General features: G+C 62.5%; 13 protein-coding genes. 10 read left to right on the top strand and 3 right to left on the bottom strand.

All coding sequences use genetic code 11. From position 1 onward, the window contains the following. Positions 1–27 precede the first annotated feature (27 nt). Positions 28–1,581: a fumarate hydratase gene (locus AC097A_RS01255; protein WP_479619462.1), complete on the bottom strand. Its 1,554-nt coding sequence runs from the start codon at positions 1,579–1,581 to the stop codon at positions 28–30. 111 nt (positions 1,582–1,692) lie between these two features. Here AC097A_RS01255 and fumC point away from each other — a divergent pair, with 111 nt between their 5' ends. After that, positions 1,693–3,090 carry a class II fumarate hydratase gene (gene fumC, locus AC097A_RS01250; RefSeq protein ID WP_479619461.1) on the top strand — a complete coding sequence of 466 codons (1,398 nt, stop codon included), beginning with the start codon at positions 1,693–1,695 and terminating at the stop codon, positions 3,088–3,090. Between the two features lie 201 nt (positions 3,091–3,291). Beyond that, a complete protein-coding gene (gene acs, locus AC097A_RS01245; RefSeq protein WP_479619460.1) occupies positions 3,292–5,289 on the top strand; it encodes an acetate--CoA ligase in 1,998 nt (665 codons plus the stop codon). 114 nt (positions 5,290–5,403) lie between these two features. On the opposite strand, the gene AC097A_RS01240 is transcribed toward acs, so the two are convergent. Next, entirely contained in the window at positions 5,404–5,718 is a 315-nt protein-coding gene (locus AC097A_RS01240) for a c-type cytochrome (RefSeq protein WP_105259620.1), read from the bottom strand. A gap of 96 nt (positions 5,719–5,814) precedes the next feature. On the opposite strand from AC097A_RS01240, the gene AC097A_RS01235 reads away from it, so the two are divergent. Further along, complete coding sequence (locus tag AC097A_RS01235; RefSeq protein WP_105259619.1) at positions 5,815–6,060, top strand: TIGR04438 family Trp-rich protein; 246 nt, start codon at positions 5,815–5,817, stop codon at positions 6,058–6,060. Between the two features lie 84 nt (positions 6,061–6,144). Here AC097A_RS01235 and ilvD read toward each other — a convergent pair whose 3' ends face one another. Then, positions 6,145–7,839, bottom strand: a complete 1,695-nt coding sequence (gene ilvD / locus AC097A_RS01230) for a dihydroxy-acid dehydratase (protein ID WP_315494840.1) — start codon at positions 7,837–7,839, stop codon at positions 6,145–6,147. Positions 7,840–7,952: 113 nt separating this feature from the next. Between ilvD and AC097A_RS01225 the strand changes: the two genes are divergently transcribed. The 7 genes from AC097A_RS01225 to AC097A_RS01195 all read left to right on the top strand — a co-directional run bounded on the left by AC097A_RS01225 (position 7,953) and on the right by AC097A_RS01195 (position 15,450). Continuing rightward, a complete protein-coding gene (locus tag AC097A_RS01225; protein WP_479619459.1) occupies positions 7,953–8,906 on the top strand; it encodes a LysR family transcriptional regulator in 954 nt (317 codons plus the stop codon). Next, positions 8,884–9,696 carry a prolipoprotein diacylglyceryl transferase gene (gene lgt, locus AC097A_RS01220; RefSeq protein WP_479619458.1) on the top strand — a complete coding sequence of 271 codons (813 nt, stop codon included), beginning with the start codon at positions 8,884–8,886 and terminating at the stop codon, positions 9,694–9,696. Before AC097A_RS01225 ends, lgt begins: the two co-directional genes overlap by 23 nt. Before the next feature lie 115 nt (positions 9,697–9,811). Further along, positions 9,812–10,480, top strand: coding sequence for a GntR family transcriptional regulator (locus tag AC097A_RS01215; protein WP_479619457.1), 669 nt, complete (start codon positions 9,812–9,814; stop codon positions 10,478–10,480). Next, positions 10,477–11,976, top strand: a complete 1,500-nt coding sequence (locus AC097A_RS01210; protein WP_479619456.1) for a malonyl-CoA decarboxylase domain-containing protein — start codon at positions 10,477–10,479, stop codon at positions 11,974–11,976. The genes AC097A_RS01215 and AC097A_RS01210 overlap by 4 nt, the downstream gene beginning before the upstream one ends. A gap of 56 nt (positions 11,977–12,032) precedes the next feature. Then, on the top strand, positions 12,033–13,040 hold the full coding sequence (locus AC097A_RS01205; protein ID WP_479619455.1) for a Bug family tripartite tricarboxylate transporter substrate binding protein: 1,008 nt from the start codon (positions 12,033–12,035) through the stop codon (positions 13,038–13,040). Between the two features lie 33 nt (positions 13,041–13,073). Next, positions 13,074–13,895 carry an enoyl-CoA hydratase/isomerase family protein gene (locus AC097A_RS01200; protein WP_479619454.1) on the top strand — a complete coding sequence of 274 codons (822 nt, stop codon included), beginning with the start codon at positions 13,074–13,076 and terminating at the stop codon, positions 13,893–13,895. Between the two features lie 22 nt (positions 13,896–13,917). After that, positions 13,918–15,450, top strand: coding sequence for a malonate--CoA ligase (locus AC097A_RS01195; RefSeq protein ID WP_479619453.1), 1,533 nt, complete (start codon positions 13,918–13,920; stop codon positions 15,448–15,450). Positions 15,451–15,474: the final 24 nt, after the last annotated feature.

The following is a 15,474-nucleotide window of genomic DNA, read 5'->3' as shown; positions in this document are numbered from 1 at the left end:
GTGAGCACCAAGGGCCTAACGCGGTGTTTAGTGGGAGGTGACGGGAATGCTCTTGAACTCGCCCGTGGCAATCTTCTTTTGCCATTCGGCCGGGCCGGTGATGTGTGCGCTCGTGCCACCCGAATCTACCGCCACGGTGACGGGCATGTCCACCACGTCAAACTCGTAAATCGCTTCCATGCCCAGGTCGGCAAAACCCACCACTTCGGCGTGTTTGATCGCTTTGGACACAAGATAAGCGGCACCGCCCACCGCCATCAGGTACGCGCTCTTGTGTTTCTTGATGGCTTCAATAGCGACCGGGCCGCGCTCAGCCTTGCCGACCATGGAGATCAGGCCGGTTTGGGCCAGCATCATCTCGGTAAAGCCATCCATGCGGGTGGCGGTGGTGGGGCCGGCGGGGCCGACGGCTTCACCCTTGATCGGGTCCACAGGGCCCACGTAGTAGATGACGCGGTTGGTGAAGTCCACTGGCAGCTTCTCGCCCTTGGCCAGCATGTCCTTGATGCGCTTGTGGGCAGCGTCGCGGCCGGTCAGCATCTTGCCGTTCAGGAGCAGGGTCTGGCCGGGCTTCCAGCTCGCCACTTCGGCGGGCGTCAGTGTGTTCAGGTCGACCTTTTTGCTTTGCTGGTAGTCGGGCGTCCAGTTCACGTTGGGCCACAGATCCAGCGACGGTGGGGTCAGGTAGACCGGGCCGCTACCGTCCATCACAAAGTGGGCGTGGCGCGTGGCTGCGCAGTTCGGGATCATGGCAATGGGTTTGCTGGCCGCGTGGGTCGGGTACATCTTGATTTTCACGTCTAGCACCGTGGTCAGGCCGCCCAGGCCCTGCGCGCCAATGCCCAAGGCGTTGACCTTCTCGAACAACTCCAGGCGCAGTTTTTCGACGTTATCCAGTGCTGCACCGGAGGCCTGCTTGGCTTGCAACTCGTACATGTCCAGGTCGTCCATCAGACTTTCCTTGGCCATCAGCACGGCTTTTTCGGCGGTGCCACCGATGCCAATACCCAACATGCCGGGCGGACACCAGCCCGCGCCCATGGTGGGCACGGTCTTCAGCACCCAGTCCACCACCGAGTCGCCGGGGTTGAGCATGTACATCTTGCTTTTGTTCTCGGAACCACCGCCTTTGGCGGCGACCGTCACTTCCAAGGTGCTGCCGGGTACGAGCTCGGTGAAGATGACTGCGGGCGTGTTGTCTTTGGTGTTCTTGCGCAGGAACTCGGGGTCTGCCACGACGGACGCGCGCAAGGTGTTGTCCGGGTGGTTGTAGCCCTGGCGCACGCCTTCGTTGATCGCGTCGTCCAAAGAGCCCGTGAAGCCTTCCCAGCGCACGTCCATGCCGACTTTGAGGAACACGTTGACGATGCCGGTGTCCTGGCAGATCGGGCGGTGGCCGGTGGCGCTCATCTTGCTGTTGGTCAGGATCTGCGCGATGGCGTCCTTGGCAGCGGGGCTTTGCTCGCGGTCGTAGGCGCGGGCCAGGTGGGCGATGTAGTCGGCGGGGTGGTAGTAGCTGATGTACTGCAGCGCGGCAGAGACGGATTCGATCAGGTCGGCTTGGCGGATGGAGGTCGTCATGGCGGTGGGCGTTGATGGCAATCTCCCTGGTGCGGGGTATTGCTTTGATTGAGGGCTATGCTGAAAATCTTCCAACCGCTATTTTGACAGGTCAGCCCTGCCAAGCCTTCCATGCGTCTTACAAGCCCTTCCCGTACCGAACGCGACACCTTTGGCCCCATTGAGGTGCCCGCCGACCGGCTGTGGGGCGCACAAACCCAGCGCTCGCTGCAGAACTTTGACATTTCGGGTGAGCGCCAGCCGGTGGAGATCATCCGTGCGCTGGCCCAGGCCAAACGCAGCGCGGCCCGGGTCAACCATGCGCTGGGCCTGCAGGATGCGGCCAAGACCCTGGCCATCGTGGCCGCTGCGGATGAGGTGATTGCCGGCCAACACCCGCATGAATTTCCGCTGGTGGTCTGGCAAACCGGTTCGGGCACACAAACCAATATGAATGTGAACGAGGTGCTTGCCAACCGCGCCAGCGAACTGCTGGGCGGCGCGCGCGGGGAAGGGCGGCTGGTGCACCCGAATGACGACGTGAACCGCAGCCAGTCCAGCAACGACGTGTACCCCACAGCCATGCATGTGGCGGCGGTGGATGCGATCACGCACAAACTGTTGCCCGCGATTGTGAAGCTGCGTGCGACGTTGGCGCAGAAGTCAGCCGAGTTTGACAGCATCGTGAAGATCGGCCGCACCCATTTGCAGGACGCCACACCGCTCACGCTGGGCCAAGAGTTCTCGGGCTATGTGGCGCAGCTCACCCACGGTGAGGCCCATGTGCGCGCCGCACTGCCGCACCTGTGCGAACTGGCGCTGGGTGGCACGGCCGTGGGCACGGGCCTGAACGCACCCAAAGGTTATGCGGAGCAGGTGGCCGCCGAGCTCGCCACTCTCACCGGCTTGCCCTTTGTCACCGCGCCCAACAAGTTTGAAGCGCTGGCCAGCGTGGACGCACTGGTGCATGCGCATGGCGCACTCAAGACGTTGGCCGCCAGCCTCATGAAGATCGCCAATGACGTGCGCTGGCTGGCCAGTGGTCCGCGCAGCGGAATCGGTGAGCTGAGCATTCCCGAGAACGAACCGGGCTCCAGCATCATGCCGGGCAAGGTCAACCCCACGCAGAGTGAGGCCCTGACCATGCTGGCGGCGCAGGTGTTTGGCAATGACGTGGCGATCAATTTTGGGGGGGCGTCGGGTAACTTCGAGCTCAATGTGTTCCGCCCGCTGGTGGCGCACAACTTTTTGCAAAGCGTGCGCCTGCTGAGCGATGGCATGGTCAGCTTCAACGACCACTGCGCTGTGGGCATTGCGCCCAACCGCGAACGCATCGCCGAACTGGTGGGCCGTTCGCTAATGCTGGTCACCGCGCTGAACCCGCACATTGGCTATGACAAGGCAGCAGCCATTGCCAAAAAGGCCCACAAGGAGGGCAGCAGCCTGCGCGACGCGGCCGTGGCCAGCGGTTACCTGACGGCAGAGCAGTTTGACCAGTGGGTGGTGCCCGCGGACATGACGGGGCGTTGAGTGGGTGCGTTAATTGCTATTGAATCAATAGCTGTTTGCGCAATATCCACGGGGGTTAGAGGTCGATTTGGCTTGTATTTGGTGACCTGAGGCCGTTGCCCGGGTCTCGGCGCAAATTTGTAAGCTTTGAGCCAGTCAGTGGCTTGTAAGTGCAGACTACGACAGTCCGGGCAGTTTTGATACGTTCGAGGAGACAAAAATATGAGTACATCGACATCGGCTATGGAATCTCTGCTGGTTGAAAACCGCGTTTTCCCCCCCAGCGAGGCCATGGTCAAGGCCGCCCGCGTGTCCGGCATGGAGGGCTACAACGCCCTGTGTGCCGAGGCGGACAAAGACTTTGAAGGCTTCTGGGCCCGCCTGGCGCGTGAAAACGTGGTCTGGAACAAGCCCTTCACCCGCACGCTGGACGAATCCAACGCGCCGTTTTACCAGTGGTTTGACGACGGTGAACTCAACGCTTCCGCCAACTGCCTGGACAAACACATCGGCACACCGACCGAAAACAAGGTGGCAGTGATCTTTGAAGCCGACGACGGCACGGTGACCAAGACCACTTACAAAGAGCTACTGGCCCGTGTGAGCCAGTTTGCCAATGCACTGAAGGCCGATGGTGTGAAAAAGGGTGACCGCGTGCTGGTCTACATGCCCATGACGCTGGAAGGCGTGATTGCCATGCAAGCCTGTGCACGCATTGGCGCGACGCACAGTGTGGTGTTTGGCGGCTTTTCGGCCAAGGCACTGCAAGAACGCATCATCGACGCCGGTGCTGTGGCTGTGATCACCAGCAATTACCAGATGCGTGGCGGTAAAGAACTGCCATTGAAGGCCATCGTCGACGAAGGTCTGGCCATGGGTGGCTGCGAGTCCATCAAGACCGTGTACGTGTACCAGCGCACCCAAACTGCCTGCAACATGGTGCCAGGCCGTGACAAGACTTTCACCGAAGCACTGGCCGGCAAAAGCACCGAATGTGCACCGGTGCCCGTGGGCGCCGAGCACCCGCTCTTCATCCTTTACACCTCGGGTTCTACCGGCAAGCCCAAGGGCGTGCAGCATTCCACAGGCGGCTACCTGCTGTGGGCCAAGCTGACCATGGACTGGACGTTTGATTTGAAGCCCGCTGATGTGTTCTGGTGCACCGCCGACATTGGCTGGATCACTGGCCACACCTATGTGGCCTATGGCCCGCTGGCCGCCGGTGCCACGCAAATCATCTTTGAAGGCATCCCCACATTCCCGAACGCTGGCCGCTTCTGGCAGATGATCGAACGCCACAAGTGCAGCATCTTCTACACCGCGCCTACCGCCATCCGTTCACTGATCAAGGCCGCCGAGAGCGATGCTGCAGTCCATCCTGACCGCAGCGATCTGAGCAGCCTGCGCATCCTCGGTTCGGTGGGCGAGCCCATCAACCCCGAGGCCTGGATGTGGTACTACAAAAACGTGGGCCATGAGAACTGCCCCATCGTGGACACCTTTTGGCAGACGGAGACCGGCGGTCACATGATGACGCCGTTGCCTGGCGCTACGCCGCTAGTACCCGGTAGTTGCACGCTGCCACTGCCCGGCATCATGGCCGCCATCGTGGACGAGGTGGGCAACGACATTGCCAATGGCACCGGCGGCATTCTGGTGGTCAAGCGCCCCTGGCCGTCGATGATCCGCACCATCTGGAACGACCCCGAGCGTTTCAAGAAAGCCTACTTCCCTGAAGAGATGGGCGGCAAGTTGTACCTGGCCGGTGACGGCGCGGTGCGCAGTGCCGACCGGGGTTACTTTCGCATCACCGGGCGTATTGACGATGTGCTGAACGTGTCGGGCCACCGCATGGGCACGATGGAAATTGAATCTGCGCTGGTCTCCAAAACCGACCTGGTGGCCGAAGCTGCTGTGGTGGGCCGCCCTGACGATCTGACGGGCGAAGCCATCTGCGCGTTCGTCGTGCTCAAGCGTCCCATGCCCAAAGGCGACGAGGCGAAAGCGATTGCTAAGGAACTGCGGGATTGGGTGGCCAAGGAGATCGGCCCGATCGCCAAACCGAAGGACATCCGTTTTGGTGAAAACCTGCCCAAGACCCGCTCTGGCAAGATCATGCGCCGCCTGCTGCGCTCGTTGGCCAAGGGTGAAGCCGTGACACAAGACACGTCTACGTTGGAAAACCCCGCCATCTTGGATCAATTAGGCCAGGCCTATTAAAAGGCTGTTTGGGGCGATGCTTCTCGCCCCAAACAAAAAGCCGCAGCACTTGCGTGTTGCGGCTTTTTCCGTTGGCGGCCGGCTTTTGCAAGCGGGCCGTTGTCTCCTCGGGACTTATTTGGTGGCCAGTATCCAGGTCGCCAGCTTTTTAGCATCGGCTTCGTTCACCTGGGCGTTGGCGGGCATGGGCACCGCGCCCCACACACCACTGCCACCCTTGATGATTTTGGTGGCCAGTTTGTCCACGGCGGTCTTGTCGCCCTTGTACTTGGCGGCTACGTCTTTGTAGGCGGGGCCCACCAGTTTCTTGTCCACGGCATGGCAGGCCATGCAGTTTTTGGAAGTGGCCAGCGCCAGGTCTGCAAAGGCGGGTGCAGCGGACAAGAGGGCGCTTGCGCCCAGTGCCAAGGTGATCAGGGATTTTTTCATCGAGACCTCGTGGGTTGGTTTACAGTGCTTCAACGCCATTGTAGTAACAGCGGTTGACGCCACCCTTGCGCTGGCGCAACCCAGCAGGAGAGAGTCATGTATTTTTTGGGAATCGGTTTGGTGCTCTTGGCGCTGAAATACCTGGAAGTGGACCCCGTGGCCGCCTGGTCGTGGTGGCTGGTGCTCACGCCGTTTGGTCTGGCCGTGGCCTGGTGGTCCTGGGCCGATAGCTCGGGGTACACCAAACGCAAGGCCATGGAACGTGAAAACGCACGCAAGCAGGCGCGCATTGACAACAACCGCAAGGCCATTGGCACGCTGGGAAGCAAAAAGCGCCGTTGATGGACGGGTGAATGCACCACCAACAAAAAAGCGCCGCATTGCGGCGCTTTTTTGTTGGTGGCAGGGCGTAAGCCCTGCAACGGATCAGTAATTGTCCAACACGGCACCCTTGCTGGCGCTGGAGGCATTAAACGCAAACTTGGCCTGCACACCGCGGTTGTAACGCGGCGTAGGGGCCGTCCACGCCGCACGGCGCTTGGCAATTTCGGCCTCGGGCACATTCAGTTCCAGAATCAGCTGGCGGGAATCGATGGTGATGGAGTCACCCTCTTGCACCAGCGCAATCACGCCACCGGCTGCGGCTTCCGGCGCCACGTGGCCGACCACCATGCCCCAGGTGCCGCCGGAGAAGCGGCCGTCGGTGATCAGGCCTACGCTTTCGCCCAGGCCTTGACCAATCAAGGCGCCGGTGGGTGCCAGCATTTCGGGCATGCCAGGGCCGCCCTTGGGGCCCAGGTAGCGCAGCACCATCACATCGCCGGGAACAATCTTGTTGTCCAGGATGGCCTTGAGTGCGGACTGTTCGTCTTCAAACACCCGGGCCGGGCCGGTCATCACCGGGTTCTTCAGGCCGGTGATCTTGGCAACCGCGCCTTCGGGGCTCAGGTTGCCCTTCAAAATGGCCAAGTGGCCTTGTTTGTACATGGGGTTGTCGATGGGGCGAATCACATCCTGGTCGGCGCGTGGCACATCGGGAATGTCCTTCAGCACTTCGGCCACGGTCTGGCCGGTGATGGTGATGCAGTCACCGTGCAGCAGGCCTGCGGCCAAGAGTGTCTTCATCACTTGCGGAATACCACCGGCGCGGTGCAGGTCCACGGCCAGGTATTTGCCGGACGGTTTCAGGTCGCACAACACGGGTGTCTTCACGCGCACACGTTCAAAGTCGTCAATGGTCCAGTCCACGCCGGCCGCGTGGGCGATGGCCAAAAAGTGCAGCACCGCGTTAGTAGAGCCACCAGTGGCCATGATCACGGCCACGGCGTTTTCGATGGACTTTTTGGTGACGATGTCGCGGGGCTTCAGGTCCTTCTTGATGGCTTCGACCAGCACCTTGGCAGATTCCTTGGCCGAGTTCATTTTCTCGTCGTGCGGGTTGGCCATGGTGCTGGAGTAGATCAGCGAAATGCCCAGCGCCTCGAAGGCCGACGACATCGTGTTGGCCGTGTACATGCCGCCGCAGGAGCCGGTGCCAGGGATGGCGCGGCGTTCGATCTGCAGCAGGTCTTCGTCGCTCATGCGGCCGGCGGCGTTTTCGCCCACGGCTTCAAACACGCTGACGATGTTCAAGTCTTTGCCTTTGTAGCTGCCGGGCAGGATGGTGCCACCGTAGACATAGATGGCGGGTACGTTGGCGCGCAGCATGCCCATCAGGCCGCCTGGCATGTTCTTGTCGCAGCCGCCGACCACGACCACACCGTCCATCCACTGGCCCTGCACGCAGGTCTCAATACAGTCAGAGATCACTTCGCGGCTCACCAGGCTGTACTTCATGCCTTCGGTGCCCATGGCCATACCGTCGGAGATGGTGGGTGTACCAAACACTTGCGCGTTGCCACCGGCTTCTTCAATGCCGGCAATGGCCGCATCCGCCAGCTTTTGCAGGCCGCTGTTGCAAGGCGTGATGGTGCTGTGTCCGTTGGCCACGCCGACCATCGGTTTCTTGAAGTCGCCTTCTTCGTAACCCATGGCGTAGTACATGGAGCGATTCGGCGCGCGGCTCTTGCCTTCGGTGATGTTCTTGCTGCGGGGGTTCAGAACGATGGGTTTGGTGGTCATGGTGTCTCTCTCGGGATGCCAGGCTGGCGTTGTTCAAAAAGCTGGCCGCAGTATGCCCGCTGTCGGTGATTCGTTCCAATCCATTTTTCAAGCTGTATTAATATCTTTTACATATGCATGAGCCGATCCCGCAACTGCCCTGGATAGAACTGCGCTTGTGGCGCCAGTTCGTCACCGTGGCCGAAGAGCTGCACTTTGGCCGTGCGGCCCTGCGCCTGCACATGACGCAGCCGCCACTCACGCAGGCGATTGCCCAGCTGGAGCGCAGCCTGGGCCTGCCGCTGTTCGCCCGCACCAAGCGCAGCGTGCAGCTCACGCCCCAGGGCCTGGCACTGCTGCCCCAGGCGCAGGAGCTGCTGCAGCGCGCTCAGGGCCTGGTGGTGCAGGCGAGGGCGCTGGCAGTGGGTGAGTCCGGGCGGCTGCGACTGGCCTTTGTGTCCACGGTCGGCTTCTCGTTGTTGCCGCAGTGGGTCATGGCGTTCAGGCAGCAGTTCCCGGGGGTGCAGCTGGATCTTGTGGAGGCCACGGGTGATGTGCAGCTGCAACTGCTCAAGTCGGACGAAGTGGACGCCGGTTTTGTGCTGCACGCCAGCGGTTTTGCCACCGAAGGCCTGCAGCGGCTGACCGTCGCGCAGGAGCCGCTGGTGCTGGCTTTGCCCGAATCGCACCCGTTGGCGAAGCGCAAGACGCTGCGTCTGCAGGACGTCTGGGCCCAGCCGCTGGTGACCTTTCCGAGGCGCATCGTGCCCTCGTTGTTTGATGCCATCTTCGGCATGTACCACGACGCGGGCAAGTTGCCCGTGGTGGCGCAAGAGGCAATCCAGATGCAGACCATTGTGAATCTGGTATCTGCAGGGCTGGGTGTGGCTTGGGTGCCGGCTAGCGTGCAACAGTTCCAGCGGCCGGGCGTGGTCTACCGCAGCGTAGTGGGCGCAGTCCCGGGTTGCGAGACCAGCCTGGTCTGGCAGCGCAGCAGTCCGGCCCTGGAGCGGTTCATGGCCTTTCACGATATTGCCCATGCCTCCAACGGGCACAATGCGGCCCATGCTGATCCATCCCCAAATTGACCCCGTTGCCCTGCAACTCGGCCCTGTGGCCGTGCATTGGTATGGCCTGACCTACCTAGCAGCCTTTGCGCTGTTCATGTTTCTGGGCAGCCGCCGGCTGCGCCACGCGCCGTTCAACAAATTGACCGGCTCGCAGGCCTGGTCGTTCAAGGACGTGGAGGACATCCTGTTCCTCGGCGTTATGGGTGTGGTGCTGGGCGGGCGTATTGGGTACTGCCTGTTTTACAAACCGGGCTACTACGCCACGCATCCGCTGGAAGTGTTGTACGTCTGGCAGGGCGGCATGAGTTTCCATGGTGGCATGTTGGGCGTGATTGCCTCCATGGTCTGGTTTGCACGGTCTCGCGGCCGGTCGTTTTGGCAAGTGGCGGACTTTGTGGCGCCGTGTGTGCCCACCGGGCTGGCAGCCGGGCGTTTGGGTAACTTCATGAATGGCGAGCTGTGGGGCCGCGTGGCAGACCCCACTTTGCCCTGGGGCATGGTGTTCCGCGGCGCGGGCGATTTGCCACGCCACCCCTCGCAGGTCTACCAGTTCCTCCTGGAAGGGCTGTTGTTGTTTGTGCTGCTCTGGTGGTACGCCAGCACACCACGCAAGCAGGGGCAGGTGGCGGCGGCCTTCCTGTTCGGCTACGGCGTGTTCCGCTTTATTGCCGAATTTTTCCGTGAACCCGATGCCCACCTGGGCCTGCTGAGCTTGGGCATGAGCATGGGCCAGTGGCTCTGCGTGCCGATGATCGTGGCCGGTGCTTTGTTGTGGCGCTGGGCCGGCCGCCGCACCGCAGCATCCTGATCACACGCTAGGGTAAGTCCCCATGCCCGGACCACGTCTGGGCTCTTTACGGCGTTCAGGTAATTACCCATAATTATGCAAAATTATGGTCAATTGATTCCCTCACCCATCCACCATGCGCCTGGTCCACAACTCCCTGCACGATGAAGTCGCCGATGGCCTGCGTGCGCGGATCTTTGAGGGGCTGCTGGCGCCGGGCAGTTTTATTGACGAAGCAGCGTTGTGCACCGAGCTGGCCATCTCCCGCACCCCGTTGCGCGAGGCGCTCAAGGTGCTGGCGGCCGAGGGCTTGGTGCGCCACGAGCCGCGCCGCGGCAGCTTTGTGAACCAGGTGACCGAGCAGGACCTGGACGACATCTTTCCAGTGATTGCGTTGTTGGAAGGCCGTTGCGCGCTGGAGGCCACGCGCAACGCGACGGATGCCGACATTGCCGCACTGGAAACGCTGCACACCAGCCTGCAGCAGCACGCTGCGGCCAAACGCATCACCGACTACTACGCGGTCAACTTTCAAATCCACGAAGCCATCATCACACTGGCGAATAACCGCTGGCTGGCGCAAAGCATTGCCGATCTGCGCAAGATTTTGAAGCTGGCCCGCCTGCAGCAGCTGCACGCTCCGGGCCGGCTGGAGCAAAGCCTGAGTGAACATCTGGCGGTGTTTGCCGCCATCAAGGCGCGCGACGGCGAAGCCGCCGACGCCGCCATGCGCACCCATTTGCTGCGCCAGCGCGAAGCGCTGCGTGAACTCTCCCGTACCCAAAAAAGCAGGCTGCTCGCATGAACCAAGACTCGTGGATCAACCGCAATGTGGCACGGCTCATGCCCAAGAGTTCCAAGCCAAAAGAGGCTGTAGCGCCCGCGGATTCTGCGCAAGCAGCTCCTAAAAACGTAGCAAATGGCGCGACAGGTGCCGCAAATGCCAAAGCCCCCGGGGGCCAGCGCAGCACCCGGGCGCGCCTGCAGGCCACCTTGCGCCACACCGGCGAGGCGCTGTCGCCACGCATGTTGCGCCGCACGCTGCAAGAGCTGCAGGCCGTGATTGACGACCGCGTGAGCGAGGTGGAGGGTGGGCGCCGCGCCGCCGCGCTGATGGCCTGGTACGAAGGGGCCACGCCGCCCCGCCGCCAGGACATGTGGCTGCTGATGAGCGAAATGTTTGTCGCCGATGCCGAAAAGGTGAAAGCCGCGCAGGCCAAGTTTGCCGCCGCGCTGGGCACCCCGGACGAAGCCGCGGCCGAGGTGCACTACCGCCGCGCCACCGTGTCGCCGCGCCGGCGCGTGCTGCAGCGCTTCAGCGCGGACGCCACAGGCATTCGTTTTCTGGTGAATCTGCGGGCTGAGATGCAGCCTGCGCTCAAGGGCGACAAACGCCTGCAGGCGCTGGATGTGGAGATGGAGTACATGTTCTCCACCTGGTTTGACGTGGGCTTTCTGGAGCTACGCCGCATCAGCTGGGACTCACCGGCCTCGCTGGTGGAAAAGCTCATCCGTTACGAGGCGGTGCACGACATCAAGAGCTGGGCCGATGTGAAGAACCGGCTGGATTCGGACCGCCGTTGTTACGGCTTCTTCCACCCGCGCTTGCCCGATGAGCCGCTGATTTTTGTGGAGGTGGCGCTGGTCGATGCGCTGGCCGACAGCATCACGCCGCTGCTCGATGAGTCGGCCGATGCCTCGGACCTGGGTGCGGCCACCACGGCCATTTTTTACTCCATCAGCAACACGCAGGAGGGGTTGCGTGGCGTGAGTTTTGGCGACTCGTTGATCAAACGGGTGGTGGAAACACTCAAAGCCGAATTCCCCAAACTCAGGACCTTTGCCACGCTGTCGCCGATTCCGGGTTTCCGCTCCTGGTTGGGCAAAAACGCGACCGGTTTGCTGGAGCGGCTGGATGCCAAAAGTCGCGAGGAGCTGGGCCGGGCCGTCGGGTTTGAGCCGGTCACGGCAGCGCATTTTCTGGCCGCGGCCGAGTCTCCGCTGACTCTCAAGCCCGGATCGACCGTGCCCCAGATGCTGCTGCGTTGTGCGGCCCAGTACCTGGGGCAAGAGACCGTGCAGGGCCGCCCGCTCGATGCGGTGGCGCGTTTTCACCTGGGCAATGGCGCCCGTGTGGAGCGCCTCAACTGGGCCAGCGACCCCTCGGCCAAAGGGCTCAAGCAATCGTATGGCCTGATGGTCAATTACCTCTACGATCTCAAACGTTTGGACAAGCACCGCGAGTCGTTGTCCCAGGGCAAGATTCCGGTGGCACCGGCCATCAGTGAGTTGTTTTTTTAGCGAGCTGTTTTTTCAGTGTGATTCAGTGTTTTACAGATAACAAACAGGAGACAAACATGACCCGATTCCCCACCCCTGGCGGCACAAGCCGCCGCAGCCTTCTCACCACCGGTGCCGCCGCGGCCGCCGCCTGGGCGCTGTCGCCCCTGGCCGCGCTGGCCCAGGCCAAGTGGCCTGCCAAGCCCGTGGGCCTGGTGGTGCCGTTCCCGGCCGGTGGGGGCACCGACGCATTTGCGCGCCCCATGGCGGCCCAGTTCGCCAAACTCACCGGCACCCAGCTGGTGATTGACAACCGCGGCGGCGCCGGCGGCACACTGGGCGCCAGCATTGCGTCCAAGGCCGCGCCCGATGGGTACACCCTGTTCATGGGCGCCGTGCACCACGCCATCGCCCCCAGCATGTACCCCAAGCTGGACTACGACATCCAGAAAGACTTCATTCCCCTGGCGCTGGTGGCCAACGTGCCCCAGGTGTTGGTGGTGAACCCGAAAAACGTGCCCGGCGACTTCAAGGCGTTTCTGGCGCAAGTCAAAGCCAACCCCGGCAAGATGAACTACGGCTCGGCCGGTGGCGGCACCTCGCACCACCTGGCAGGCGAGCTGTTCAAGCAGCAGACCAGCACCTTCATCACCCACATTCCCTACCGCGGTGCAGGCCCCGCGCTGCAAGACCTGATGGCCGGCAGCGTGGACATGATGTTCGATGGCCTGGGTTCATCCGCAGCCCACATCAAGGGTGGGCGCATTAAGGCGCTCATGGTGTCGGGCAACAAGCGCAGCCCGGCGTTCCCGGACGTGCCCTGCGCTGCCGAGCTGGGCCTGCCCGACTACACGGTCACCACCTGGTACGGCCTGTGGGCACCCAAGGGCACACCGGCCGATGTGCAGGCGCGCATTGTGGAAGAGGTGACCCGCCTGTCCCAAGCGGACGAAATCAAAACCAGCTGGGCTAACAACGGCGCCGAGTTTGGCAAGCTCACGCCGGCGCAGTTTGGCGCGTTTGTGGCCGCCGAAGTGAAGCGCTGGGCCGCCGTGGTGAAAACGTCTGGCGCCAAGCTGGACTGAGATCGCAACACCAGCAGGCAGGACAAGGCAAGCATGGCAGGAAGCATCCAGGTTACGCATGGCACGGGTGAAGGGCAGGGCGTGGTCAGCATCACGCTGTCCCACCCTGGCAAGTTCAACGCCATGTCGCGTGCCATGTGGCGCGAGCTGAAGGCCGTGTTCATCGCCCTGCAGACTGACCCCGAGGCGCGCTGCGTGCTGCTGCGTGGGGAGAGCGGCCACTTCTGCGCCGGTGGCGACATTGCCGAGTACCCCAGCTTCCGTTTCAACGAGGCCGCGCTGCGCCAGTTCCACGAGGACGAGGTGTGGGGCGGCCTGCAGGCGATGCTGGACTGCGATGTGCCCATTGTTGCGCTGATTGAAGGCAACTGCATGGGCGCAGGCGTGGAGATTGCCAGCTGCTGCGACCTGCGCGTGGCCGGCCAGTCGGCCCGCTTTGGCGCGCCGATTGCGCGGCTGGGTTTTCCCATGGCGCCACGTGAAGCCGCTCTGGTGGCGCAGGCTGCGGGCGGCACGGTAGCGCGTGCCATGTTGCTGGCGGCCGAAGTGTTCGAGGCCCCGGCCATGCTGGCGCGCGGCTTCCTCCTGCAGGTATTGAATGATGCCGAGGTGGCCACACACAGCCAGGCCCTGGCGCAACGTGTGGCCAGCCTGGCCCCGCAGGCCGCACGTTTGAACAAACAAACCCTGCGCGCACTTCAAACATCAAATAGGCCTCTAGCCCATATAGATAATGCGCAAACAGCTCCTGATTTGATAGCATATCTAACCACCACGGCTTACGCCTACGCCGACAGTGCCGAACACCGCGAAGGCATCTCCGCCTTTCTGGCCAAGCGCCAGCCGCAGTTTTAACCCAGACATCCGAGATCCGACCATGGCCACCAAAACCGAGAACGCCAACCTGTTCGCCGCACTGCGCGCCGCTTTTCCGAAAGACCTCAGCGCCTGCGCGGTCGAGACCGACGCCGGCCTGCAGTACAGCTGGCAAGACCTGGACCAGGCCACCGCCATGGTGGCCAACCTGTTTGAATTTCTGGAGCTGCCCAAGGGCGCGCGTATTGCCGTGCAGGTGGAAAAGTCGGTGGAGGCGCTGGTGCTGTACTTGGCCACGCTGCGCGCCGGCCTGGTCTACCTGCCGCTCAACACCGCCTACCAAAGCGCCGAGATGGCCTACTTCATCGAAGACGCCAAGCCCGCCGTGGTGGTGTGCAGCGGGCGCAACTTTGGCTGGCTCAGCAAGATGGCCTTCCTGGCGGGTACCAGCCATGTGTTCACACTCAACGACGACCGCACCGGTTCGCTGCTGGACCGCGCCACCCAGTTCCCTGCCACCCACACCATCGCGCAGCGCAAGCCCGATGACCTGGCCGCCATCATCTACACCAGTGGCACCACCGGCCGCAGCAAGGGCGCGATGCTGAGCCACGGCAACCTGCTGAGCAATGCCCGTGTGCTGCAAACCTACTGGGACTGGAAGCCCGGCGACGTGCTGATCCACGCGCTGCCCATCTTCCATGTGCATGGCCTGTTCGTGGCCATCCACGGCGCGCTGATCAACGGCAGCAAGATGGTCTGGTGCGCCAAGTTTGACCCCAAGGTGGTGTTGCAGCACCTGCCGCGCGCCACCGTATTCATGGGCGTGCCCACGCTGTATGTGCGCCTGCTGGCGGAGGCCGGGCTCACGGCCCAGGTGACGAAAAACATGCGGCTGTTTGTCTCCGGTTCGGCGCCCATGCTGGTGGACACCCACCACCAGTGGCAGGCCCGCACCGGCCACACGATTCTGGAGCGTTACGGCATGTCCGAGACCGTGATGCTGACCTCCAACCCCGGCCGTGCTTCGGATGGCCAACGTGTGGTGGGCAGTGTGGGCAAACCCCTGCCGGGTGTGCAGCTGCGCGTGCGTGATGACGCGGGCAAAGACTTGCCCCAAGGCGAAACCGGTGGCATCGAGGTACGTGGCCCCAATGTGTTTCTGGGCTACTGGCAGATGCCCGAGAAAACCGCACAAGAGTTCACGGCGGATGGCTTTTTCAAAACCGGTGATGTGGGCCAGGTGGACGCCAAGGGCTACGTGACCATCGTTGGCCGCAGCAAGGACCTCATCATCAGCGGCGGCTACAACGTCTACCCGGCCGAGATCGAGGGCTACATCAACAACCTGCCCGGCGTGGCCGAGAGCGCGGTGGTGGGCGTGCCCGATGCAGATTTTGGCGAGGTGGGCGTGGCCGTCATTGTGCCGCTGGCTGGTGCCACGGTGGACCCTGCGCAGGTGATTGCCACCTTGAAATCCATGTTGGCCAACTTCAAGGTGCCCAAGCGCTGCGTGGTGGTGGCCGAGCTGCCGCGCAATGCCATGGGCAAAGTGCAGAAAAACCTGTTGCGGGAGCAATACCGGCCCGCTTAACCGTTGCTTGACATGTCTCGGCTA

The organism is Rhodoferax sp. XS2R6 (genome assembly GCF_056521365.1).
This window is presented reverse-complemented; position numbering and strand designations above follow the sequence as displayed.